This window comes from Streptomyces sp. PsTaAH-124 (assembly GCF_000373685.1).
GTDB classification, from domain to species: domain Bacteria; phylum Actinomycetota; class Actinomycetes; order Streptomycetales; family Streptomycetaceae; genus Streptomyces; species Streptomyces andamanensis.
Genome location: NZ_KB892166.1, coordinates 67,790 through 92,203, shown reverse-complemented (window position 1 = coordinate 92,203; position 24,414 = coordinate 67,790). Strand labels below are relative to the sequence as shown.

Sequence of the window (24,414 nt, the reverse complement as noted above, 5' to 3'; positions counted from 1 at the left end):
AACCATTGGAGGCTACCGGCGGCACCCCGGGATGCGCCATGGAACGCACATCACAATCAAACAAAGACAACCAACAAAAGTGTTCAATTCCTGAACGCGAAGGCGTAGGTTCCCCGCTGGATCCGTTCGCGCAACGAAGCGAGTTCACATGCAGACCCCCACATCCCCCACCGGCGCGTCCGTGTACCTGGCGGCCGAGCTGCGGCTGCCGACCAACGCGCTCGACTACACGATCCTCGGCATCTACTTCGTCGTCGTCCTCGGCATCGGCCTGGCCGCCCGCCGCTCGGTGAGGACCAGCCTCGACTTCTTCCTCTCCGGACGCTCACTGCCCGCCTGGATCACCGGCCTCGCGTTCATCTCCGCCAACCTGGCCGCCACCGAGATCCTCGGCATGGCCGCCAACAGCGCCCAGTACGGCGCCTACACCGTGCACTGGTACTGGATCGGCGCCATCCCGGCCATGGTCTTCCTCGGCCTGGTGATGATGCCCTTCTACTACGGCTCCAAGGTGCGCTCGGTCCCCGAGTTCCTGCTGCTGCGCTTCGACCGCGGCGCGCACCTGCTGAGTTCGATCCTGTTCGCCTTCGCGGCCATCCTGATCGCCGGGGTGAACCTCTACGCCCTCGCGATCGTCGTCGAGGCGCTGCTCGGCTGGCCGCAGTGGGTGGCGATCGTGGTCGCCGGCTTCTTCGTGCTGGCGTACATCACCCTCGGCGGACTGTCCTCCGCGATCTACAACGAGGTGCTCCAGTTCTTCGTGATCCTGGCGGCCCTCATCCCGCTGGTGGTGCTCAGCCTGAAGAAGGTCGGCGGCTGGGACGGCCTGACCCACAAGCTGCACGCCACCCACGGGGAGAACTTCACCACCGCCTGGGGCGGCACCGGCATCGGCCACGCCAACCCGCTCGGCGCCAACTGGCTGACCATCGTGCTCGGCCTCGGCTTCGTCCTCTCCTTCGGCTACTGGACGACCAACTTCGCCGAGGTGCAGCGCGCCCTGTCCGCGAAGAACCTCTCCGCGGCCCAGCGCACCCCGCTGATCGCCGCGTTCCCGAAGATCTTCATCGTCTTCCTGGTGATGATCCCGGGCCTGGTCGCCGCCGCGCTGGTCCCGAACATCGGCAGCTCCGCCTCCGGGCTCCAGTACAACGACGCGATCCCCTATCTGATGCAGGAACTGCTGCCCAACGGCGTCCTCGGCATCGCGGTCACCGGCCTGCTCGCCGCCTTCATGGCGGGCATGGCGGCCAACGTGTCGTCCTTCAACACCGTGTTCACCACCGACATCTGGGCCAAGTACGTCGTCAAGGACCGCGAGGACTCCTACTACGTGCGGTTCGGGCGGCTCATCACCGCCGTCGGTGTGCTCGCCTCGGTCGGCACCGCGTTCCTCGCCTCGTCGTTCTCGAACATCATGAGCTACCTCCAGACGCTGTTCTCCTTCTTCAACGTGCCGATGTTCGTCGTCTTCATCGTCGGCATGTTCTGGAAGCGCGCGTCGATGAAGTCCGGCTTCTGGGGTCTGCTCGCCGGTACCACGGCCGCGATGGTCAACTACTTCGTCGTCTACAAGAAGGGGATCATCGACATCCCCTCCGACCAGGGCGCCAACTTCGTCTCGGCCATCGCCGGGTTCGTCGCCGGCGCGGTGGTCATGGTCGCCGTCACGCTGTTCACGAAGCCCAAGCCGGAGGCGGCGCTCCAGGGGCTCGTCTACGGCACCAGGTCGCCCGGCATGAGCGAGGCGGCCGCCCCCGGCGACGAGGCCTGGTACCGGAGGCCCGCCCTGCTCGGCTGGGGCGCCGTCGTCCTCGCCGCCGCCTGCTACATCCCGTTCTCGTTCTGACCGCGGGAGGATGGAGAAACCATGTCACAGCCCCAGAACCCCGGCCGCAACGAGCACTCCGGCCCGCACACCGGCTACTCCGAGCACGACGTGCAGCGCGAGGTGACCGAGCTGGAGGGCAGGTCCGCGACCGCCGCGCGCATCTTCGACCTGCGGCGGATCATCGGCGGTCTGTTCGTCCTCTACGGCGTCATCGTCACGATCGCCGGCCTCACCGACTCGCAGGCCGCCATCGACAAGGCGCAGGGCGTCAACATCAACCTGTGGACCGGGATCGGGATGCTGGTCCTCGGGGTGTTCTTCCTGGTCTGGCTGAAGCTGCGGCCGGTGGCGGCGCCCGAGGACCCGGACGCCACCGGCACCGGGTGACGCCCTGAGGTCAGGTGCGGCCCGCGCGGTCCAGCAGACCCGTGCGGGCCGCCAGGGCGGCCGCCTCCAGGCGGGAGCCGACGCCCAGCTTCATCAGCACGCGCTGCACATGGGTGCGGGCGGTGCTCGGGGCGATGCCCATGCCGGCCGCGATCAGCCGGGTGTCCTCGCCCTCGGCGACCCGCACCAGCACCTCCACCTCGCGGGGCGTGAGGACCGCCAGCAGCCGCTGCCCCTCGTCGTCCGGCTGGGCGGCCGGGTTCAGCAGATCGGCGAAGGCGCCCTGGAGCAGTTGCGGCGCCACCGCCGCCTCACCGGCGCGCGCCTTGGTGATCGCCCGCTCGACGCCCTCTATCCGCTCGTCGTGCCGGACATAGCCGGAGGCACCGGCGGCGAAGGCCGCCGCGATGCCCCGGGGCGAGGGAACGGGGCCCAGCACGACCACCGCCACCTGCGGGCGCTCCTGCTTGATCCGCACGACGGGGTCGAACGCACCCGGCTCGGCCGGTGTCGCCGTACCCAGCAGGCACACCTCCGGGGCACGGCTGATGACCAGCTCCGCCGCGCCCGCCGCGGGCGCCGCCGCGGCCAGCACCCGGTGTCCCCGCAGCTTCAGCGCCGAGGCCAGCGCCTCGGCGAGCAGTCGGTGGTCGTCGACCACCATGAGCCGCGCTCCCATCGGCACCCCCCAGTTCCCCCCGGAAGCTACACGCTCGCCCCGTACCGCGCTGCCCCTACCGGCGAGAAGTGCCCCGGATCGCCGAAAACACCCGGCGCGCGGAAGCGCCCCCGGAGCGCGGCCCGGTACGCGCACGGCCCCGCCCCCCGGACCACCGGGGGGCGGGGCCGTGCGGGCGGCGCCGGTCAGCCGGACGTGCCGAAGACGAGCGCCAGGTACTCCTTGCCGTAGGCCGACGAACGCGGCTTGTGGGCGTAGACCGCCGACATGTAGAGGCGGCCCCGGCCGTAGAGGATCTCCGCGTAGTCCGGGGACATGGCGGTCTCTGCGGACCGCACGTCCCGGTCGGCCGGGTTCTCCAGCAGGACGGTCTCCTTGAAGCTGTTGCCGTCGATGCTCACCACCTGGCCGCCCTTGTCGTAGGGCGGGCGCTTGTAGGCGAGCAGGGCGCCGCCGTCCATGCGCAGCGGGTAGATCTGGTAGCCGTCGCCCGCGTCCGCGCGCTGGCCGGTCTGGCGCCCGGTGGCCAGGTCGAACGCGACGATCTCGTTGGTCTGGCCGTGGTCGCCGCTGCCCGCGTGCTGCTCGGTCCCCAGGTAGAGCCGGTCGTTGCCGACCACCATGCCCGAGCAGTACTCGATCCGGCTGATCGCGTCGCAGCGGCCGCCGTACTGGTCGCCGGGCGCGGTGATGTGCGAGCGCAGCTTGCCGGTGGCGCCGTCGAGGGCGAAGAAGTCCGAGATGCCGTGGTCGCCGCCGAGGTCGGCCGCGACGACGAGCGGGTCGGTGGAGACGATGCCCGCGTACTCGATGCCCTGCGCCAGCTTGTAGTCCGAGAGGACCTTGCCCGAGGTGGGGTCGATGCTCTGGATGTGCAGCTGGCGCTGGCCGTAGGTGCCGCACTTGCGCACCGCGACCAGCTTGTCGCCGCCGCCGTAACCGGCGTCGTAGCAGGTGTCGTCCGGCTTGGGGGACCACAGCGGCTTGCCGTCGGCGACGGTGAAGGCGGCGCCGCCGTTGGTGCTGCCGACGGCGACGGTGGTGCCGCCGATGGTCACGTTGCTGAGGTTGACCGGCTGGTCACCGGACTTGACCTCGTGGGTCCACAGCTTCTTCCCGGCCGTGAGGTCGATCACCGCGAGCTGGCTGCAACCGTGCGAGGGCTTGGCCTTGGTCGGCATGGCCGGCTCGTACAGGATCGCCGTCCTGCCGTCCGCCGTGATGTGGCGGGTGGTCTGGCAGACCGGTCCCGGCAGCTTCAGCGTCCACAGCTTGGTGCCCTTGGCCGGGTCGTAGCCGGTGATGTCGCCGAACCCGGACTTGGCGTACACCTTGTCGGTGAGCCAGGAGCCGGTGGTGGCGGCCGTGTCGGTGACGACCGGCATCGGCACCTGGTAGAGGACCTTGGCCGCGGTGTCGGCGGGGGCCTTCTCCTTGCCGCCGGCCGAGGTGCCGCCGGTGCCGGTGCCGGACTTGCCGCCCGCGTCGCCGCCGGTGGTGCCGCCGCTGGACGCGGTGTCCTGCTTGCCGTCGCCGTCACCGGACTTGGCGTACCAGACGCCGCCGCCGACGATCAGCGCGATGGCGGCGACGGCCGCCACGACGATCAGCAGCTGCTTGTTCTTCCCGCCGCCGCCCGCGCCGCCGCCCGGCACCGCGGTCTGCGGCTGCGTCGCGGCGGGCGGCTGTCCGGGGTACCCGTAGCCGGGCTGGGTGGGCTGCCCGGGAGCGGGCTGCCCCGGCTGGCCGTACCCGTAGCCGGGCTGCGGTGCGCCGTACGTGTTCGGGGCGGGCGTCGGGGCCGGGTAGCCGTAGCCCGCCGGGGGCTGGGGCTGCTGCGGCGGGGGCGTCTGCGGGTAGCCGTAGCCGGGCGCGGGCTGCGGCGGACCGGCGGGCGGGGGCGTCTGCGGGGCGCCGAAACCGGGCGCGGTGGGCGGGGGCGGCTGCGGAGCGCCGAAGCCGGGCTGCTCGGGCTGCTGGTCCTGGGGCTGCCCGCCGGGGGGCGGGCCGAACCCGCCCTGGTGCGGCGGCTGCTGGGGCGGCGGGGGCGGCGGCTGGGTCATGGGCGGATGCACCTCTGGACGACGGGGGACGACGGGGACAAGGAGGACGGCACCGGAACGGCCCCCGGCACACGGGCGGCGTGCCGGGGGGTGGGGCGCCTGTCTACTTGGCGAAGGCGAGCATCAGCTTCTCCTTGGCCTTGTCGCTGCCGTTCAGGCGGGTGGTGGAGAGGTAGAACCGGCCGTCGACCCAGTCGATGTCACGGGAGAAGAAGCCGTTCTCGATCTCCGCGGTGCCCTGGGGGTTCTGGAGCAGCGTGGCCGGGGTGTGGGTCGTGCCCGCGGTCGGCAGGGACACGACCCGGCCGCCCTGGTCGTAGGACGGCTCGACGTACGCGACGAGCTGTCCGTTCTCCGCCCTGACCGGCAGCATCGTGGTGTCCGAGGGGGACTTGACGCGCCACTTCTCCTTGCCGGTGGAGAGGTTGACCGCGACGATCTCATTGGGCCCGGTGGTCGCCTTGGTGGGCAGGTAGAGGGTGTCGGCGTCGGCCGCCACACCCTGGCAGCCCTGGAGGTCGCGGTTGAGGATGGCCCAGCCGCACTCGGGCGCGAAGGTCCCCTTGACGTCGGCCTGCGAGCGCACCGAACCGTCGTTGTTCAGGGTCGAGAGGTTCCAGTGCTTCTTGTCCTCGTCGGTCGAGTACAGGACGAGCGGATCGACGGAGTAGGTCCGCTGGACCGTCCAGCCCTTGGGGATCTTCCGCGTCCACCTGGCCCTGCCGGTGGCCGGGTCGAGCTCCTGCACCTCGTCGTGGGCGTTGGCGCCGCCCGCCCCGCAGGAGGCGACCGAGACCAGCTTCGGGCCGCCCGCGAACGCGGTCGGGAAGCACGCCTCGCCGTACCGCTTCTTCTCGTACATCTTGGCGCCGGTGTCCACGTTGTACGCGACGCCCGACTGCGAGCGGCCGACCATCAGCGTCTTGCCGGTGACGGACAGCTCGATGGTGAGCGCGCTGTCGAACAGGGCGCCGTCGCCGATCTGCGCCTTCCAGCCCAGCTTGCCGGTGTTCAGGTCGAGCTGCTGGAGCTGGTTGCACTTGGCACGGTCGCTGCTGCCGCTCATGTACGCGATGACGGCCTTGTCGTCGGCCGTCTTCTGCTCGGTCACCGCGCAGATCTTCTGCGGGAAGGTGACCGGGGCCCAGGTGGGGTTGCCGTCGCCGACGTTGTACGCGAAGACCTGCTTGTACGCCGCCTTCACCGCCGCCTTGCCGGTGATCCACATGCCGGGGGCCTCGGCGCCGCCGTTGGGGGCGTCCGGGGCCTCCTTGTACCAGAGCACCCGGGCCTCGCCCGCCTTGCGGCCGGCGTTGAGGTCGTTCGCGTCCTTGCCGCCGCCGGCGCCCTCGCCGTCGCCCGGGTTGACCGGGGCGTCGGACGCGGGGGCGGCCGAGCCCGACGCCTTGGCGTCACCGCTCTTGTCCGCGACCGGCTTCTTGCCGCCGTCACCGTCTCCGCCGCCGGTGACGGCCCACACGGTGCCGCCGACCACGAGCAGCGCGGCCACCGCGGCACCGATGATCACCGCGGGCCTGCCCTTGAAGGGGTTGCGGGAGCCACCGCCGGGCGGCGGGGTGCCGGGCCCTCCGGGGAACTGCGGCGGCGGATAGCCGTACCCGGGCTGCTGCCCGTACGGACCCGGCTGCTGCGGCGGGCCGTACGGTCCGGCCGCGGGACCGCCGGGCACGGTGGGCGCGTTGTGGGGGCCGGGCTGGGCGCCGTAGGGACCCGGCCGGCCGTACGGGCCGGGCTGCTGCGGGTAGCCGTACCCCGGCTGCGGCTGCGGGTAGCCGTAGCCGGGCGCGGGCTGCGGGGGGCCGGACGGTGGCTGCGGGGGACCGGAGGGCGGCGGGGTCTTCGACAGCTGCGGCGCGCCCGGGGGCGGCTGCGGCGGCTGGGACGGAGGCGGGGGTGTGGCCTGCCGCGGATCGCCCGCGGGGCCGGACCCGCCGCTCTGCGGTGGTTGCGGCTGCGAAGCGCCGTCCTGTGGCGGCGGTGCTCCGAAGCCGCCCTGCGGCGGCTGACTGGGCGGCTGAGTCATCAGCGCGTTCCCCCCTCGTTCACTGATTTTTAGCCACGCCCTGAGATCCGTGGTGGACGCAGAGTCGTACGCGGACGTGTCCGGACAGGGTCCGGACGGCCCTTTCTATCACTGGCCGCCGACACCCCACCGTGCCGTACCCGTCCCTGTTCCCAAGGGAGAACCGGCCTGTGATGGCCTCGTTACGCGCCCGTGCGCGCCTTCACGCGCCGTTCACACGGCGCGCGTGCGCCGTCACACCCGCTATGCGTCCTCGGCGAGTTCGAGCCAGCGCAGTTCCAGTTCCTCGCGCTCCCCCACCAGATCGCGCAGCTCGGCGTCGAGTTCGGCCACCTTCGCGAAGTCGGTGGCGTGCTCGGCGATCCGGGCGTGCAGGGTGCTCTCCTTCTCGGAGACGCGGTCCAACTGCCGCTCGATCTTCTGGAGTTCCTTCTTCGCCGCGCGCAGTTCGGCGGCGCTCCGCTCGGGTGCGGCGGACCCGGCCGCCGGGGCCGGGGCGGACGCGGCGGCGGCCTGCTGCTCCATGCGGTGGCGGCGCTCCAGGTACTCGTCGATGCCGCGCGGCAGCATCCGCAGCGTGCCGTCACCCAGCAGCGCCTGCACCGTGTCGGTGGTGCGCTCGACGAAGAACCGGTCGTGGGAGATGACGATCATCGAGCCGGGCCAGCCGTCGAGCAGGTCCTCCAGCTGGGTCAGGGTCTCGATGTCGAGGTCGTTGGTGGGCTCGTCGAGGAAGAGGACGTTGGGCTCGTCCATGAGCAGGCGCAGCAGTTGCAGCCGCCGCCGCTCACCGCCGGACAGGTCGCCGACCGGCGTCCACTGCTTCTCCTTGCCGAAGCCGAACGTCTCGCACAGCTGTCCGGCGGTCATCTCCCGGCCCTTGCCGAGGTCGACGCGCTCACGGACCTGCTGCACGGCCTCCAGCACCCGCAAGGACGGGTCGAGTTCGGCGACCTCCTGGGAGAGGTAGGCCAGCTTGACGGTCCGGCCGACGGCGATCCGGCCGCCCGCGGGCTGCGCCTCACCCTCGGTGCGCGCCGCCTGCTCCATGGCCCGCAGCAGGGAGGTCTTGCCCGCGCCGTTGACGCCGACCAGGCCGATGCGGTCGCCGGGGCCGAGCTGCCAGGTGACGTGTTCGAGGAGCACCTTGGGCCCGGCCTGGATGGTCACGTCCTCCAGGTCGAAGACGGACTTGCCCAGCCGGGACGACGCGAACTTCATCAGCTCGCTGCTGTCGCGCGGCGGCGGCACGTCCTTGATCAGCTCGTTGGCGGCCTCCACCCGGAAGCGCGGCTTGGACGTACGGGCGGGGGCGCCGCGGCGCAGCCAGGCCAGCTCCTTGCGGACCAGGTTCTGCCGCTTGGTCTCCTCGGTGGCGGCGATGCGCTCGCGCTCGGCGCGCGCGAAGACGTAGTCGGAGTAGCCGCCCTCGTACTCGTAGACGGTGCCGCGCTGCACGTCCCACATGCGGGTGCAGACCTGGTCGAGGAACCAGCGGTCGTGGGTGACGCACACCAGCGCGGAGCGGCGCTCGCGCAGATGGGCGGCGAGCCAGGCGATGCCCTCGACGTCGAGGTGGTTGGTGGGCTCGTCCAGGACGAGCAGGTCCTGCTCCTCGATGAGCAGCTTGGCCAGCGCGATCCGGCGGCGCTCACCGCCGGAGAGCGGGGCGATCACGGTGTCCAGACCCTTGGGGAAGCCCGGCAGGTCGAGCCCGCCGAACAGCCCGGTCAGCACATCGCGGATCTTCGCGTTGCCCGCCCACTCGTGGTCGGCGAGGTCCCCGATGACCTCGTGCCGCACGGTCGCCTCCGGGTCCAGCGAGTCGTGCTGCGTGAGCACGCCGAGCCGCAGCCCGCCCGCGTGCGTGACCCGCCCGGAGTCGGCCTCCTCCGCCTTGGCCAGCATCCTGATCAGCGTCGTCTTGCCGTCCCCGTTGCGCCCGACGACCCCGATCCGGTCCCCTTCGGACACGCCGAGCGACACCCCGTCGAGCAGCGCACGCGTTCCGTACACCTTGCTGACGTTCTCGACATTGACCAGATTGACGGCCATTTCACTCCTGCCCGGGGGGATGGATCGACTGTCAAGCGTAGGGCCTGCGGAACGGGGGCCGGAGCGTGGGAGTGTCCTCACTCTTCGTGATGACCTGACCGGGAACGGACGGCTACGGTGGTGACGCAGACAGCAGGATCCCGCTCATGGGAGGAACTATGACTGCCGAGCCTGTGCAGCAGTACGGCCACTGGCCGCTGCCACCGCTGGACGGCTACACCGTGGACGACCTGTTCACTCTGCACGGACTCCCGCCGCACACCGAGTTGCTCGACGGGAGCCTGATCTTCGTGAGTCCGCAGCGGGAGTTCCACACCGTCGTCATCGACCTGCTGGTGACCGGGCTGCGCCGTACCGCCCCGGAGGATCTGCGGGTCCGGCGTGAGATGACCGTGGTACTGGACGATCGAAACGCGCCCGAACCCGACGTCAGCGTGCTCCGCGCCGCAGGAGCGGGAACCGACAGGACGCGGTACAAGGCCGAGGACGTGGTCCTCGCTGTCGAAGTCGTCTCCCCGGAGTCCGAGTCCCGCGACCGCACGACCAAGCCTTACAAGTACGCGTCAGCGGGAATCCCCAACTACTGGCGCGTCGAACGAGGCGGCAGCGGAGGAGGCCCGGTCGTCCATGTCTACGAGATCGACCCCCTCACCAGGTCGTACGTGCACATGGGGATGCACCGGGACCAGATCAAAGTCACCGTGCCCTATGACATCGAGATCGACCTGACAGCCTTCGACCGGATCTGAGCCCCCTCACACCAGCACGGCTCCCGCCGCCGGGGACCGCGTGACCCGGGCGGCGCGGCAGGTGTCCGAGGCGAGGAGGGCGTCGGCGACGCGGGCGGCGGTCTGCTCGTCGGGGACCAGGAAGGCCGTCGTGGGGCCCGAGCCGGAGACCAGGCCGGCCAGGGCCCCGGCGGCGCGGCCGGCGGCCAGGGTGGCGGCGAGGGACGGGCGCAGGGAGAGGGCGGCGGGCTGGAGGTCGTTGGCCAGGGTGGCGGCGAGGGCGTGCGGGTCGCCCTTGGCGAGGGCGGCCAGGAGGGCGTCGGAGGCGACCGGTTCCGGGATCCGCACGCCTTCGTTGAGGCGGTCGAACTCGCCGTAGACCGCCGGGGTGGACAGCCCGCCGTCGGCGACGGCGAAGACCCAGTGGAAGGTGCCGCCCACCTCCAGCGCCGTCAGCCGCTCCCCGCGCCCGGTGCCCAGCGCGGCGCCGCCGACCAGGCTGAAGGGCACGTCGCTGCCGAGTTCGGCGCAGATGTCGAGCAGTTCGTCGCGGGAGGCGCCGGTCCCCCACAGCACGTCGCAGGCCAGCAGGGCGCCCGCGCCGTCCGCGCTGCCGCCCGCCATGCCGCCGGCCACCGGGATGTCCTTGGCGATGTGCAGATGGACGCCGGGGTCGCGGCCGTACCGCTCGGCGAGCTTCTCGGCGGCGCGGGCGGCCAGGTTCGTACGGTCCAGCGGGACCTGGCCGGCGTCCGGGCCCGCGCAGGTCACGCGCAGCTCGTCGGCCTCGGTGGCGGTGACCTCGTCGTACAGGCCGACGGCCAGGAAGACGTTCGCCAGGTCGTGGAAGCCGTCGGGGCGGGCCGCGCCCACCGCGAGCTGGACGTTGACCTTGGCGGGGACGCGGACGGTGACGCTCACTGGTTTCCGGGCTCCTTGTGTTCCGCGGGCCGTCGCTCGGGGCGCCGCCCGTACTGCCGGACGGTTCGTTACTCGGGCTGCCGCTCGGGACGCGGCGCCCGCGGCCCGTGCTCCGCGATGCGCGCGAACTCCGCCACGGTCAGCGACTCGCCGCGCGCCTGCGGCGACACCCCGGCCGCCACCAGCGCCGCCTCCGCCGCCGCGGCGGACCCGGCCCACCCGGCGAGCGCTGCCCGCAAGGTCTTGCGGCGCTGTGCGAAGGCCGCGTCGACGACGGCGAACACCTCCCGCCTGGTCGCGGTGGTCTTCGGCAGCTCGGCACGGCGGACCAGGGACACCAGGCCGCTGTCGACGTTCGGCGCGGGCCAGAAGACATTGCGGCCGATGGCACCGGCCCGCTTGACCTCGGCGTACCAGTTCGCCTTGACGGACGGCACCCCGTACACCTTCGAGCCGGGGGCGGCGGCGAGCCGGTCGGCGACCTCGGCCTGCACCATGACGAGGGTGCGCTCGATGCTCGGGAAGGTCTCCAGCATGTGCAGCAGCACGGGCACGGCGACGTTGTACGGCAGGTTCGCCACCAGCGCGGTCGGGGCGGGCCCCGGCAGCTCGGTGACGTGCATCGCGTCGGAGTGCACCAGCGCGAACCGGCCGGCGCGCTCGGGCAGCCGGGCGGCGACGGTCGCGGGCAGCGCGGCGGCCAGCACGTCGTCGATCTCGACGGCGGTGACCCGGTCGGCGGCCTCCAGCAGCCCCAGCGTGAGCGAGCCGAGCCCCGGCCCGACCTCGACGACCACGTCCTCGGAGGTGACGTCGGCGGTGCGGACGATACGGCGGACCGTGTTCGCGTCGATCACGAAGTTCTGGCCGCGCTGCTTGGTGGGGCGGACACCGAGGGCCGCCGCCAGCTCGCGGATGTCGGCGGGGCCCAGCAGGGCGTCGGGGAGGGGGCTGCTCACCGCACCAGGGTACGGGGCGCGGCCACCTGCTCCGTCTGCCGCCGCCCGCACCCGGGGCCTTCGGGCGACGCGGCCGGTCGCCTAGGGCCTGTCGTCAAATTGCCGTCGTCCGCCCGGAGGGCGGGCCTCGCGGCGTCAGGTGCGTGCTCTGGGGGTCCCCCCTGCTCGAAGAGCTCGGGGGAGTGCCGGGTCCTGACCCGCGTACTGGACGTACTCGGGTCCGGGCCCGGTGCGGCGAGTGGGGGTCCCCCCTGCTCGAAGAGCTTGGGGGAGCGTGCATGGCGTCGCGGGGCAGGCGGGAATTTGACGACAGGACCTAAGGCCGCAGCCGGTCCCCGCACTGCGGCCAGGGGGCGGCGCCGCGCTGCACGTAGAGCTTCTTGGCGCGGTACGTCTGCTCCTCGGCCGGGGCGTCCTGGGGACGGCCGTCGCCGCCGAGGCTGTGCCAGGTGTCCTGGTCGAACTGGTACAGGCCGCCGTACGTGCCGGACGGGTCCTCCGCGTCCGGGCGGCCGCCCGACTCGCACTGCGCGAGCCCCTGCCAGTCCAGCCCGTCGGCGCCGCGCACCGTCGGCGGATGCGGCCGTGTGCCGACCTTCACGAGCTGCGTGCGCGGGGCGCGCACCACCTCCGACCCCATCTGCCGCGGCCGCTGGCGTACGCCGTTGACGCTGCGCAGGGAGTACGTGACCCGGCGCACCCCGGGCCGCCCGGCGCGCTCCACGACCTCGGTGCCGCGGAAGAGCCCGGGGTCGGCGACCCGGCGCACGACGAACGGGATCTGCTCCTCGCGCACCTCCCGTCCGCCGGTGATCCGCAGCACGGTGACCGTCTGCCCGTCGCGCGGGAAGCTGTCCTGCGGGACGGAGGTGGTGTCCTGGCCGCGCAGCGTGACCCCGGCCTCCTCGACCGCCTCCCGCACGGTCGCCGCGTTGGTGCGGACGGTGCGCGGGCGGCCGTCCGCCATGACCGTGACGGCGCGTTCGGTGCGGACGTCGAGCGTGAGCCCGGTGCGTCCGATGCGCTGGGAGCGTGCCGCCGACAGATACGCGCCCTCCGCGCGCACCCCCCACTCCCTGAGCGCTCCGCCGACCGTGCGCGCGGTCGTCCACGCCGCGTGCCGCTGCCCGTCCAGCGTGAGCCGTACCGGGCGCCCGTACCGCACCTCGACGGCGTCACCGCTGCCGAGTGCCGTACCGGGGGCCGGGGCCACGCTGTCGTGCGCGCCGACCCGCAGGCCCTCCTCGGCGAGGAGTTCCGTCACGTCGTCGGCGAAGGTGTGCAGATTGCGCGGGCTGCCGTCGACGTCGAGCTCGACCGCCTTGTCGTGGGCGACGAACGCGGTGGTGCCCCCGGCCAGGAACGCGACCACCAGCGCCTGCGGCAGGAGCCTGCGCAGCCCTCCGGTCTCCGGCAGCCGCGCGGGCCGCGGCGCGCGCCGCCGCGCCCGTCGGCGCCCGCCGGTGCCGCCCTGCACAACGGGTGCGGCCGGACCGGTCACCTGCCGGGGCAGCACCGGCCGCACGGCGGACCGCCGGGCCCCGGACCGCTCGGCGGCGACTTCGTAGGCGGGCCGGTAGGTGTCCTGGTAGGGAGGCGGGGGCGGGGTCTCCGGGGCCTCCCGGGTCTCCGGGGTCTCCTCGGGCAGAACGGCCGTCCCGTACGTCCCTGACGCTCCGTGTCCGTATGGCGCGTATGTCTCGTAGGGCGCGTAGGGCGCGTACGTCGTCCCGTACGTCTCCTCGTACCGCGCGTACGCCTCGTACGTCTCGTACGGCGATCTGCTCACACCGACACACTCCTGGAGGCCGAGGTCCGGGCCCGGGGCGGCCGGGCCCCGGTACCTGATCGGGCCCACAGAACCTAGCGGAGCACCCGTCACTCTCCAAAGCGACGCGACTACGCACAGTGCACAGCGGGTACCGGTGCGCGCCGGTGCGCGCCCGCGGCGTCAGTAGCCGAAGGCGCGGGCGGTGTTGGCGGCGAGCGCCGTGGCCAGCGTGTCCTCGTCGGTGCCGCGCACGGCGGCCATCGCACGCACCGTCACCGGCACCAGATAGGGCGCGTTGGGCCGGCCGCGGTAGGGCGCCGGGGTGAGGAAGGGCGCGTCGGTCTCCACCAGGACCAGCTCCTGCGGGGCGACGGCGAGGGCGTCCCGGAGGTTCTGGGCGTTCTTGAAGGTGACGTTGCCCGCGAAGGACATGAAGTAGCCCGCGCGGGCGCACACCTCGGCCATCTCCGCGTCGCCCGAGTAGCAGTGGAACACCGTCCGCTCGGGGGCGCCCTCCTCCTTGAGGACGCGCAGCACATCGGCGTGGGCGTCCCGGTCGTGGATGACGAGCGCCTTGCCGTGCCGCTTGGCGATCTCGATGTGGGCGCGGAAGGACCGCTCCTGCGCGGCGACGCCCGCCGGGCCGGTGCGGAAGAAGTCGAGGCCGGTCTCGCCCACGCCCTTGACCTGGGGCAGCGCCGCCAGCCGGTCGATCTCGGCGAGCGCCTCGTCGAGGGCGGCGTCCCCGCCCGGCCGCCGCGCGCCCTGCCGGGACCAGCCGTCCGGGTCGCCGTGGACGATCCGGGGCGCCTCGTTGGGATGGAGGGCGACCGCCGCGTGGACGTTCGCGTGCGCCGCGGCCGTCTCGGCGGCCCAGCGCGAGCCGTTCACGTCGCAGCCGACCTGGACGACCGTGGTCACCCCCACCGAGGCGGCCTTGGCCAGCCCCTCCTCGACCGTGCCGGACTGCATGTCGAGGTGGGTGTGGGAGTCGGCGACCGGTATCCGCAGCGGCTCGGGGAGCGGGGGCGCGGCGTTCTTGTCGGCATTGCCGCGGTGGGCTTCGCCGGTGTCACCGCCATGGGCTTTGGAGGACATGCCCCGATCCTACGAAAGGGGCGTGCCGTCGCGGATCCGGCAGCGTGCGCCCCTCCCGGGCGCCGGTGCCGTCAGCCGGCCTTGCGGTGGAACGGGTGCAGCAGATCGGACAGGTGCCAGTGGTGCTCGTGACCGGCCGCGTGCCCCTGGCCGTCCCCGTCCGGCTTCCGGTCCGCCGCCTCCTCCCCGGGCGCGGACTCGGCCACGGACTCGGCCTGCTGCTGACGGTGGTGGTGCTCACGCTCGTGCAGATGGCTCTGCGCGGACGAGACCCGCCCGGCGCCCATGATGCGCACGACGTGCCCGTCGCAGTTCTTGCAGGTGGGCCTCGTCAGCGGCGACGGCACGACCCGGCCTTCCGCCACATACAGCACGAACTCGCCGCCGTCGGCGTCCGTGTGGTGCTCTATCTCGTACGACTGTTCCCAGCCGTGCCCGCAGCGCATGCAGGCGAAGGAGTACGACTCGTTGACGACGGCGGTGGCCGTACCGCGGTGGCCGGTCTGTCCTGCGATCTCGCTCATGCCAGCTCCTCGTGTCCGCTGGACGATGGGACGGTGCGTCCCTCCCTCCAGTTGACGCCTCCACCAGCGTGAACGCACCGGGCCTGTCGAGTGTTGGATCCGATTTGGGGGTTGCTTGCCCAAGGCTCCCCTGAACGGCCGGTCTCGCTTTGCATTCCCGAAACGCCGCTTTACTCCCACATGGGGCGCGCGCTCATGGGAGATACGCCCTGCTCAGAGGGGGTGTGAGCAAGATCTCTCAGCACCGCTGCCGTCAAGACGCGTCCACACGCTTCACCCGGCGCAACCGAACCGCGCGCACCGCGCCGCCGCCCCACAGGCCCCTTCGGCCCCGCCTTTCCCTGCGGGTGTCCCTTCGGGGACCTCAGCCGGAGTGCTTGGCCGCCACCACCGCGTCGAACACCTCGCGCTTGGGCAGCCCGGCCTCGGCGGCGACCGCCGCGATGGCCTCCTTGCGCCGCTCGCCCGCCTCCTCGCGGACCCGCACCCGCCGCACCAGCTCCTCGGCGCCGAGCTCCGCAGGACCGGTCTCGGGCGCGCCCTCGACCACGACGGTGATCTCGCCGCGCACCCCGCCGTTCTCCACCGCCCAGGCGGCCAGCTCGCCGAGCCCGCCGCGCCTGACCTCCTCGTAGGTCTTGGTCAGCTCCCGGCAGACGGCGGCCCGCCGGTCGGCGCCGAACTCCTCGGCCATCGCCGCGAGGGTGTCCTCGATGCGGTGCGTGGACTCGAAGAAGACGAGGGTGCGCCGCTCGGCGGCGACCTCCCGCAGCCGTGAGCGCCGCTCGCCCGCCTTGCGGGGCAGGAACCCCTCGAAGCAGAACCGGTCCACCGGCAGCCCGGACAGCGCCAGCGCGGTGAGCACCGCGGACGGTCCGGGCACCGCGGTGACCCGGACGTCCCGCTCGACGGCCGCCGCGACCAGCCGGTAGCCCGGGTCGGACACGGAGGGCATGCCCGCGTCCGTCACCAGCAGCACCCGCGCCCCGCCGGTCAGCTCCTCGACCAGCTCCGGGGTGCGGGCGGACTCGTTGCCCTCGAAGTACGACACGACACGCCCGCGCGGGGTCACGCCGAGCGCCTGGGCGAGGCGGCGCATCCGCCGGGTGTCCTCGGCGGCGATCACATCCGCCTCGGCCAGCTCCGCGGCGAGCCGGGGCGGCGCGTCCTGGACGTCGCCGATGGGGGTGCCGGCCAACACAAGGGTTCCTGTCACGCCCCCATCCTCTCAAGCACGGCGACCGCCCCTCGCCCGCCCGCCGGAGGCCCCTCCCCGGGGCACCGCGTACGCCCGGCGGAGCCCATGCACGGGACTCGCACAGCGCGGTTCCCTACGATGGCGCGGTGACCAGTACCGCGTCCTCCACGGACCCCCGGCAGGACCTGGCCCCGGACGACCGGCGCCCCGAGTGGCAGCGGCGGCTGCGCCGCTTCGGCCGCACGGGGGAGCCGACGGGGCCCGCAGCCGACGTGCGCGAGCGCCTGGTGCCGCCGTTCGCCCGGCCCGGCGCACGGCTGTGGTCGGCCCTCGGCGTCCCGCTCGCCACCGGCGCGCGCCTGGCCCGCTGGTCGGAGTGGGGCGGCCCGCTGCTGGTCACGCTGTTCGCCGGGGTGCTGCGGTTCTGGAACCTGGGCAGCCCGAAGGCGGTGATATTCGACGAGACGTACTACGCCAAGGACGCCTGGGCGCTCGTCCACCGCGGCTTCGAGGTCAACTGGGACAAGAACGCCAACGACCTGATCCTCGGCAGCGGCGGCCATGTCCCCGTGCCCGCCGACGCGGCGTACGTCGTGCATCCGCCGGTCGGCAAGTACGTGATCGGGCTGGGCGAGCTGATGTTCGGGTTCAACCCGTTCGGCTGGCGCTTCATGACCGCGCTGCTGGGCACGCTCTCGGTGCTGCTGCTGTGCCGGATCGGCCGCAGGCTGTTCCGTTCCACCTTCCTCGGCTGCCTGGCGGGCACGCTGATGGCGGTGGACGGACTGCACTTCGTGATGAGCCGCACCTCGCTGCTCGACGGGGTGCTGATGTTCTTCGTGCTCGCCGCCTTCGGCTGCCTGCTGGCCGACCGGGACCGGGCCCGCGCGAGACTGGCCGCCGCGCTGCCGGTCGGCGCGGACGGCCGCGCCCGGCCCGACGCGGACGTCGCGGACACCCTCCGCCTCGGCGCGCGCCCCTGGCGCTGGCTGGCGGGCCTGATGCTGGGCCTGGCCATCGGCACCAAGTGGAACGGCCTGTACGTCATGGCCGCGTTCTGCGTGATGACCGTGCTGTGGGACGTCGCCGCCCGCCGCACGGCCGGGGCCCGCAGCCCCTACCGCGCCGTCCTCCGCCTGGACCTGGGCTGGGCCTTCCTCTCCACGGTGCCGGTCGCGGTCGTCACCTACATCTGGTCGTGGGCGGGCTGGATCTTCTCCCCCACCGACGGCACCGGCGGCTACTTCCGCAACTGGGCGGCCACCGACGGCCGCGGCAGCTCCTGGTCCTGGCTCTTCCCGGACTGGTGGCGCAGCCTGTGGCACTACGAGCACGAGGTCTACAAGTTCCACGTCGGCCTGTCCTCGCCGCACACCTACCAGTCCAACCCGTGGAGCTGGCTCGTCGACGGCCGCCCGGTCTCCTACTTCTACGAGTCCCCCTCCCCCGGCACCGCCGGCTGCCCGGCCGACGCCGGCGACAAGTGCGCCCGCGAGGTCCTCGCCCTCGGCACCCCGATGCTGTGGTGGGCGGCCTGCGCCGCGCTCGTGTACGTCCTGTGGCGCTGGTTCTTCCGCCGCGACTGGCGCGCGGGCGCGATCGCCTGCGGCGTCGCCGCGGGCTACCTCCCCTGGTTCCTCTACCAGGAACGCACCATCTTCTTCTTCTACGCCGTCGTCTTCGTCCCCTTCCTCTGCCTCGCCGTCACCTACCTCGTCGGCGCCCTCCTCGGCCCCCCCACCGCCACCGACACCCGCCGCGTGGCCGGCGCCACCGGCGCGGGAGTCCTCGTCCTCCTCATCGCCTGGAACTTCATCTACTTCTGGCCCCTGTACACGGGCACGGCGATCCCGATCGACGACTGGCGGGCGCGGATGTGGCTGGATACGTGGGTGTAGCTGGGCGGACACATCACGGGGGTTGCGACGGCCGGCCGCGCCCTCGTGGTCACTGTTGGCCATCAGCGGCCGCTGCCGGACCCCGGCAGGGACAGCAGCGGTACGCTGCCGGAGCCAGCCTCTGGATCACCTGCATACGCCGTGCGAGGCTGCCGGTGGGGGGATGACGACATGAGGCACATACCGTTCTTCCGCTGGGTTCTGACGGCCGGTCTCATGCTCTTCGCGTGTTCGGCGTGGCTGTACGCGACCGGGTCGGATCCGGAGCTGCCCGCGACGCGTCAGATCGACTTGGCGGTGGTCGATGAGAAGGCTGACGGCACCTGCCGGGTCCAGTGGAGCGACCCGTATGAGAAGAAGACGCGGGAGGGGCCGTACCACTGCGACGCCGGCCGGAGCGACATTCTCAAGGCACCGAACTTCCAGGACAGCCGGGGCTACGGCTGGGAGTCCGGGTTCATGTTCACGGAAGGGCCGAACCGGGGGGACCTGGACGATTTGAAAGCCTCCTCGGAGGAGGACTTCACCACCTCGGACACCCTCCTGCTGCTGGGATTGCTGCTCATCCTGATCGGGATGGTCGGCGGCAACCTCCGCGCCCTCCCCCGGGTCCTCGGCGTGGAGGCCCGGCTCGTGCGTCGCGCGACCCGGCTCGCCGAGGCTGCCGGGTGGGCGGCCGAGGACTACGCGCGGGCCGTGGACGCGGTGCGGGATGCCGAGCGCCACGGGTCGCTCGACGCGGCACCTGACCCCGAACTGGTCCGCTCCCTCTGGGTTCTGCGGGAGGCCGGGCCGCAGGCACGCAGGGCGGCGGCGGACGCCCGGGACCTCGCGAACCGGCTGCGCCCGCTGCTCGGGGAGGCGGCCCCCGCCGCCGGGCTGCGGAACAGGCTCCAGGCCGGACCGGCCGCCCGCGCCGACGCCGAGGCGGCGGTCACCGCGCTGCGCCGACTGGTGGCCGACGCCGAACGGCACGGTCTGTGGGAGCGGTTCGCGCAGACATCGGTCGACCTGCTCCGGGGGCAGGACGCCGACCGGGCCGCCATCGCAGCCGGGACGGACTTCGAGCGGGACCCGGACGCCTACCGGCGGCTCTTGGAGGGCCTCACGCCCACGGCGGCGGCCCTGCCGGCGCCTCGCCGACGCCGCCGTCGGCGATACTGACCGCCCCACCCGGAACTGGCCCCGTACGGACGGCACTCGTATCACATCCAGCCCCCGCCGCCGAGGCAGCCGCCTCCCGGCTCGCGACGCTCAGTCACTGCTGCACGAACCCTGAGCCAGACCCCATCGGGAATCCGGCCTCGCCCTCGAAGACGACCCATGCTCCACGGGCCCCCGCGAGTCCTCCGCGCAGGGCCAGGTCTCCTTCGCCCAGCCGACCACGGCTTCGTCGTCCCGCTCCATCGCCTGTCGGGCCGGGACCTGGCAGGACCAGCCGTTGCTGACCAGCAGCTCGCGCACCCCCTGGATGGTGCAGGCCGGGTGGAAGCGCCAGCCGATCACGGTCTTGATCCGGCACCGGGCCCACCGCTGGTCGTCCCGGCCGTGCGCGGCCGGCCCCTTGGCCGGCTCCGCCTCCAGTTGCGCGAACTGCTTCTCGCTCACCCTCGGCAACGATGCCGGCCCCTGTGACCGCAGAGCATTCCGAGTTGGTGACCAACGCGATCCTCTACGGGCGGTCGGACGAGGAGTGGCTCGTACGGGTGAAGTGGTTCAAGGAGAAGACCTCGCCGCGGGTGGAGGTGCACAGCCCGGGGTTCCCGGCGAGCGTGCGCCTTCGCCGGCCCGCCACGGACCGATGACGTGACGGGCGCATCACCCATTGCCCGGGGAATCTAACGCGCCGACCGGACAGAGAGACCACTCCAGCGGGCCCCCTCCCCATGTACCCCCATACCTGGATCTGCCCGGAACAGCTGATCTCTCTTCGGACACCATCCGGCAACAGGCGCCGCCGTAGGCTTCGGTTCCGCATAGAGTTCGAGGCACGCATCGCCTTTGAACGCGTTCAAGAAAGCCCGCGCGGGCGAAGGCGCCATGGGAGGGACGGGGAGGAGCGCGGTGATGCGCAAGGGGACCAAGGCCGCCGTGGTGGGCGGGGTCTGCGTGGTGCTGGTGGGCGGGGCGGTGTACGGGGGGTACACGATCGTCTCGGCGCTGGAGGGGGACGCGACCGCGAGCGGGCCGGCGCCCGCGCGGACGGGGCCGCCGACGCGGGACGAGGTGAAGGACACCACGTCGAAGTTCTTCGCGGCCTGGGAGAAGGGCGACGCGACGAAGGCCGCCTCGTACACCAACTTCCCTCAGGACGCACAGCAGTTGCTGTCCTCCTACGGGCGCGAGGCGCACATCACGGATGTGCAGATCGCGCCCGGGGCCGCCATCGGCACCACCGTGCCCTTCTCGGTCAAGGCCACCGTCTCCTACGGCGGGAAGACCGCACCGCTCGCCTACAGCAGCAAGCTGTCCGTGGTGCGCGGCGAGACCAGCCACCGGGCGCTCGTCGACTGGCAACCGGTCCTCGTGCACCCGCAGTTGAAGAAGGGCGACACACTCGTCACCGGTGACTCCACCGCGCCGCCCATCGAGGCCGTCGACCGGCATGGCAACGTTCTCACGAAGGACAAGTACCCCTCCCTGGGCCCGATCCTGGACGCACTGCGGTCGAAGTACGGCGACAAGGCGGGCGGTTCCCCGTCCGTCGAGCTGAGCATCCACCACGCCGACACCAACGCGGCCGAGACCCCGCTCATCACCCTCGCCAAGGGCAAGCCGGGCAAGCTGCGCACGACGCTCAGCGCGAGCGCCCAGGCGGCGGCCGAGAAGGCGGTGGACAAGTTCGCCGAGTCCTCCGTCGTGGCCGTCCAGGCGTCCACCGGTGAGGTGCTGGCGGTCGCCAACCACCGCGCGGACGGCTTCAACGCGGCGTTCCTGGGCCAGTTGGCGCCGGGGTCCACCATGAAGATCGTCACCGCCGCCGCCCTCATCGACAACGGCCTCACCAAGGCGAGCGGCCCCGCGCCCTGTCTGCCGGACGTGCTGTGGGAGGGCCAGACCTTCCACAATCTCAAGAACATGCAGCCCGACGAGCACGCCACCCTCTCGGACAGCTTCGCCCGCTCCTGCAACACCGCCTTCATCAAGTTCACCCCCAAGCTGAAGTCCGACTCCCTCACCCGGGAGGCCCAGGACCGCTTCGGGCTCGGCCAGGACAACTGGAAGACCGGCATCCCGTCCTTCGACGGCTCGGTGCCGGCCGTCGACGGCCCGGACCGGGCGGCCAACCTGATCGGCCAGGGCCGGGTGCAGATGAGCCCGCTGAACATGGCCTCGGTGACGGCCACCGCGATCACGGGCGGCTTCCACCAGCCCGTCCTGGTCTCCGCCGGTCTCGACGACCGCGAACTGGCCACGGCCAAGGGCCTTCCCGCGAGCACCGTCACCCAGCTGCGGCAGATGATGAACCGCACCGCCACCAGCGGCACCGGCGCCGCCGCGATGGCCGGGCTGAGCGGCAGCATCGGCGCGAAGACCGGCTCCGCCGAGGTCGACGGGCAGGCCAAGTCCAACAGCTGGTTCACCGGGTACCGCAACGACGTCGCGGCGGCGGCCATGACGCAGGAGGGCGGCCACGGCGGCGACGCGGCCGGTCCGATCGTCGCGGCGGTGCTGCGCGCGGCGGGCTGAGGCACCTCCGCCGCCCGGTCCGCCCTTCCCGGAAGGGCCGCCGCGCACCTCCACTGCCCCGTCCGGCGTGCGCCCCGACGCCGTATGTCGCAGGTTGGCTACGGACGGTCCGAGTCGGCCACCGCGACGGACCCGGACCCTAGGGTGGTCCGGGCGTGTCTCAGTACGGCAGTACGGCAGTACGGCAGTACTGCCGTCGCACGGCAGCACGACACCACGGGGACGACAGGACGACGACGGCGGCCACGGCAGCGCGGGCGGCGCGGCGGGGCCCGGCAGCGCGGAGGACGGAAGCCAGTGGGCAGGAGAAGGCGCGTCGCCGAGCGGCGCAGAACGCGGCCCGCGGTGGTCGGCGGTGTGGTCGCCGTGGTCGTGGGCGGCGCGGCGGTCGGCGCCTACACGCTCTCCGGCGGCGGCGCCGAGGCCGAGGGCCGCACCACGTCGGCGGCCGGCGCCCACAAGAAGGTGCGGACCGGGCCCGTGACGGCGCTGGAGGTCCAGACCACGGCCGGGCGGTTCCTCACCTCCTGGCAGCAGGGCCGGGCTACCGAGGCGGCCGCCTCGACCACCGACTCCGCCGCGGCCTCGGCGCTGCTCGCCGGATACGCCAAGGACGCCCGCCTCAAGGACGTCACCCTGACCCAGGGCACCCCGCGCGGCGGCACGGTGCCGTTCTCCGTGAAGGCGACGGTCTCCTACCAGGGCGTGAGCAAGCCGCTGGCGTACGACAGCGCGCTGACCGTGGTGCGCCGGGCGGCGGACGGCATACCCGTCGTCGACTGGCACGCGGCCGTCGTGCACCCGGACCTGAAGGACGGCGACACCCTCGTCACCGGGGCGTCCGGCACCCCGCCGGTCAAAGCCCTGGACCGGGACGGCGGCGCGCTCACCACGGCCGCGTACCCGTCGCTGGGCTCGGTCCTGGACGGGCTGCGGGAGAAGTTCGGGAAGACGGCGGGCGGCCGGGCGGGCGTCGAGCTGCGCGTGGTGCGCGGCGCCGCGTCGAAGAAGGGCAAGCTGGCGGACAAGACCCTCGTCGAACTGAGCAAGGGCACCCCGGGCACGGTGCGCACCACCCTGAGCCCGGCGCTCCAGTCGGCCGCCGAGCAGCAGGTCGCCGGGCGGGCCCGCGCCTCGGTCGTGGTGCTGCGCCCGTCCACCGGCGAGATACTCGCGGTGGCCAACAGCGGCCACGGCTTCGACACCGCCCTCCAGGGCTCCCTGGCGCCCGGCTCCACGATGAAGGTGATCACCGCCTCGCTGCTGCTCGACAAGAAGCTGGCGGCCGTGGACAAGGAGCACCCGTGCCCCAAGACGTTCAGCTACGGCGGCTGGACGTTCCACAACGACGACGACTTCGAGATCAAGGGCGGCACCTTCAAGGCGAGTTTCGCCCGCTCCTGCAACACGGCCTTCATCAGCCAGGCGGGCAAGCTGAAGGACGACGACCTGACCCGGCAGGCCCAAGAGGTGTTCGGGCTGGCGCGGGACGACTGGTCGATCGGGGTGCCGTCCTTCGACGGCGCGGTGCCGGTGCAGTCGGCCGCGCAGAAGGCCGCCTCGCTCATCGGCCAGGGCGGGGTCCGGATGAACCCGCTCAACATGGCGTCGGTGGCCGCGACCGTCCGGGCGGGCACCTTCCACCAGCCCTACCTGGTCTCCCCGGACACCGGCAAGCGCAAGCGGGCCACGGCCTCGCGCACGCTCTCCGCGTCCACCCTGTCCCAGCTGCGGGAGCTGATGCGGTACACGGCCGCCTCCGGCACCGCCGCCCAGGCGATGGCCGGACTCGGCCCCGACTACGGCGCGAAGACGGGGTCGGCGGAGGTCGACGGGCAGGAGAAGCCGAACGGCTGGTTCACCGCCTACCGCGGCGACCTCGCGGCGGCCGGTGTGGTCCAGGCGGGCGGCCACGGCGGCGACACGGCGGGCCCGATCGTCGCCGCCCTGCTGAAGAAGGGCGGCTGAGCCGTGAGGAACGGCGGCTGAGCCCCGCCGGGATCCAGGCAGGCGGGGTCAGTGGTGCGCCATCTCCGTCGCCGCGGCGGCGGCATACGTACGCCGCAGAAATCTGAGCAGCGTCTTCGTCTCGAACTGCACCACCGAGACGCCCCGCGGCGAGTGGAACTCCACCACGGCCTGCACCCGGCCGCACGGCCACACCCGCACCTCGCCGGTGCCGGTCGGGGCCCGCAGGCCCTGTTCGAGCAGCGACCGGGAGAACGTCCGCTCGGGCAGGCCGGGCAGAGCCATCCGGACCGCGCCCGGGTCGTCCTGGGGGTCGTAGCGCAGGACGACCGGGACACCGCAGTGCTCGTCCTGATGGTCGTCCTCGGTGACGACACGGGCTCGCGCGTACTGTTCGACTGCGGTCATCGGACGGCCCCTCACACTAGGTGACCTCGACGCGAGGCGGACACCAGCGAGACGTTTACTCGCTTCTGCACTCCTCTTTACCAATGTCCCACATCTGCGGTTTCATGCCCCCGCGTCCCGATCCGCTTCCCCCGCCGGCCCCGATCCGTCCCGCAGTCGCCGCAGATGCATACCACCTCGCTCTTGCAAGAG

18 protein-coding genes and 2 pseudogenes are annotated in these 24,414 nt (G+C 72.6%); 8 read left to right on the top strand and 12 right to left on the bottom strand.

Annotation, left to right across the window (positions count from 1 at the left end; genetic code table 11):
- Window positions 1-148 precede the first annotated feature (148 nt).
- Both B086_RS0113265 and B086_RS0113260 read left to right on the top strand, forming a co-directional pair.
- On the top strand, window positions 149-1,849 hold the full coding sequence (locus B086_RS0113265) for a sodium:solute symporter family protein (protein ID WP_018566899.1): 1,701 nt from the start codon (window positions 149-151) through the stop codon (window positions 1,847-1,849).
- 21 nt (window positions 1,850-1,870) lie between these two features.
- Window positions 1,871-2,218, top strand: coding sequence for a hypothetical protein (locus tag B086_RS0113260; RefSeq protein WP_018566898.1), 348 nt, complete (start codon window positions 1,871-1,873; stop codon window positions 2,216-2,218).
- A gap of 10 nt (window positions 2,219-2,228) precedes the next feature.
- On the opposite strand, the gene B086_RS0113255 is transcribed toward B086_RS0113260, so the two are convergent.
- The 4 genes from B086_RS0113255 to B086_RS0113240 all read right to left on the bottom strand — a co-directional run bounded on the left by B086_RS0113255 (window position 2,229) and on the right by B086_RS0113240 (window position 9,059).
- Entirely contained in the window at window positions 2,229-2,897 is a 669-nt protein-coding gene (locus B086_RS0113255) for a helix-turn-helix transcriptional regulator (protein WP_018566897.1), read from the bottom strand.
- 185 nt (window positions 2,898-3,082) lie between these two features.
- A complete protein-coding gene (locus tag B086_RS0113250; protein WP_018566896.1) occupies window positions 3,083-4,960 on the bottom strand; it encodes a PQQ-binding-like beta-propeller repeat protein in 1,878 nt (625 codons plus the stop codon).
- A gap of 103 nt (window positions 4,961-5,063) precedes the next feature.
- Window positions 5,064-7,004 carry a PQQ-binding-like beta-propeller repeat protein gene (locus B086_RS0113245; RefSeq protein ID WP_018566895.1) on the bottom strand — a complete coding sequence of 647 codons (1,941 nt, stop codon included), beginning with the start codon at window positions 7,002-7,004 and terminating at the stop codon, window positions 5,064-5,066.
- Between the two features lie 243 nt (window positions 7,005-7,247).
- Window positions 7,248-9,059: an ABC-F family ATP-binding cassette domain-containing protein gene (locus B086_RS0113240; protein WP_018566894.1), complete on the bottom strand. Its 1,812-nt coding sequence runs from the start codon at window positions 9,057-9,059 to the stop codon at window positions 7,248-7,250.
- A gap of 158 nt (window positions 9,060-9,217) precedes the next feature.
- Here B086_RS0113240 and B086_RS0113235 point away from each other — a divergent pair, with 158 nt between their 5' ends.
- Window positions 9,218-9,808: a Uma2 family endonuclease gene (locus B086_RS0113235; RefSeq protein WP_037873432.1), complete on the top strand. Its 591-nt coding sequence runs from the start codon at window positions 9,218-9,220 to the stop codon at window positions 9,806-9,808.
- Between the two features lie 6 nt (window positions 9,809-9,814).
- Here B086_RS0113235 and B086_RS0113230 read toward each other — a convergent pair whose 3' ends face one another.
- The 6 genes from B086_RS0113230 to rsmI form a co-directional block, all read right to left on the bottom strand.
- Window positions 9,815-10,708 (bottom strand): 4-(cytidine 5'-diphospho)-2-C-methyl-D-erythritol kinase, encoded by an 894-nt coding sequence (locus B086_RS0113230; protein ID WP_018566892.1) that lies wholly within the window; start codon window positions 10,706-10,708, stop codon window positions 9,815-9,817.
- A gap of 68 nt (window positions 10,709-10,776) precedes the next feature.
- The gene (rsmA, locus tag B086_RS0113225) at window positions 10,777-11,667 is read right to left on the bottom strand and encodes a 16S rRNA (adenine(1518)-N(6)/adenine(1519)-N(6))-dimethyltransferase RsmA (protein ID WP_018566891.1); all 891 of its coding nucleotides are present in this window, start codon (window positions 11,665-11,667) and stop codon (window positions 10,777-10,779) included.
- 316 nt (window positions 11,668-11,983) lie between these two features.
- A complete protein-coding gene (locus tag B086_RS0113220; RefSeq protein ID WP_018566890.1) occupies window positions 11,984-13,456 on the bottom strand; it encodes a resuscitation-promoting factor in 1,473 nt (490 codons plus the stop codon).
- 162 nt (window positions 13,457-13,618) lie between these two features.
- Window positions 13,619-14,536 carry a TatD family hydrolase gene (locus tag B086_RS0113215; protein WP_018566889.1) on the bottom strand — a complete coding sequence of 306 codons (918 nt, stop codon included), beginning with the start codon at window positions 14,534-14,536 and terminating at the stop codon, window positions 13,619-13,621.
- Between the two features lie 71 nt (window positions 14,537-14,607).
- The gene (locus B086_RS0113210) at window positions 14,608-15,060 is read right to left on the bottom strand and encodes a hypothetical protein (RefSeq protein ID WP_018566888.1); all 453 of its coding nucleotides are present in this window, start codon (window positions 15,058-15,060) and stop codon (window positions 14,608-14,610) included.
- A 364-nt stretch (window positions 15,061-15,424) separates the two neighbouring features.
- Window positions 15,425-16,276 (bottom strand): 16S rRNA (cytidine(1402)-2'-O)-methyltransferase, encoded by an 852-nt coding sequence (gene rsmI / locus B086_RS0113205; protein ID WP_026252382.1) that lies wholly within the window; start codon window positions 16,274-16,276, stop codon window positions 15,425-15,427.
- A gap of 128 nt (window positions 16,277-16,404) precedes the next feature.
- Between rsmI and B086_RS0113200 the strand changes: the two genes are divergently transcribed.
- Window positions 16,405-18,156, top strand: a complete 1,752-nt coding sequence (locus tag B086_RS0113200; protein WP_018566886.1) for a dolichyl-phosphate-mannose--protein mannosyltransferase — start codon at window positions 16,405-16,407, stop codon at window positions 18,154-18,156.
- A 171-nt stretch (window positions 18,157-18,327) separates the two neighbouring features.
- Window positions 18,328-19,320: a hypothetical protein gene (locus B086_RS39970; RefSeq protein ID WP_051115829.1), complete on the top strand. Its 993-nt coding sequence runs from the start codon at window positions 18,328-18,330 to the stop codon at window positions 19,318-19,320.
- A gap of 124 nt (window positions 19,321-19,444) precedes the next feature.
- Here B086_RS39970 and B086_RS39965 read toward each other — a convergent pair.
- Window positions 19,445-19,800, bottom strand: a pseudogene (locus tag B086_RS39965) (helix-turn-helix domain-containing protein); the annotation flags it as partial.
- A 2-nt stretch (window positions 19,801-19,802) separates the two neighbouring features.
- Here B086_RS39965 and B086_RS39960 point away from each other — a divergent pair.
- The 3 genes and pseudogenes from B086_RS39960 to B086_RS0113175 all read left to right on the top strand — a co-directional run.
- Window positions 19,803-19,946 (top strand): annotated as a pseudogene (locus tag B086_RS39960) (ATP-binding protein); the annotation flags it as partial.
- A 277-nt stretch (window positions 19,947-20,223) separates the two neighbouring features.
- On the top strand, window positions 20,224-21,846 hold the full coding sequence (locus B086_RS0113180; protein ID WP_018566883.1) for a penicillin-binding transpeptidase domain-containing protein: 1,623 nt from the start codon (window positions 20,224-20,226) through the stop codon (window positions 21,844-21,846).
- 297 nt (window positions 21,847-22,143) lie between these two features.
- On the top strand, window positions 22,144-23,814 hold the full coding sequence (locus B086_RS0113175) for a penicillin-binding transpeptidase domain-containing protein (protein ID WP_026252381.1): 1,671 nt from the start codon (window positions 22,144-22,146) through the stop codon (window positions 23,812-23,814).
- A 48-nt stretch (window positions 23,815-23,862) separates the two neighbouring features.
- Here B086_RS0113175 and B086_RS0113170 read toward each other — a convergent pair whose 3' ends face one another.
- Entirely contained in the window at window positions 23,863-24,222 is a 360-nt protein-coding gene (locus tag B086_RS0113170) for an SsgA family sporulation/cell division regulator (RefSeq protein ID WP_018566881.1), read from the bottom strand.
- Between the last annotated feature and the right edge of the window lie 192 nt (window positions 24,223-24,414).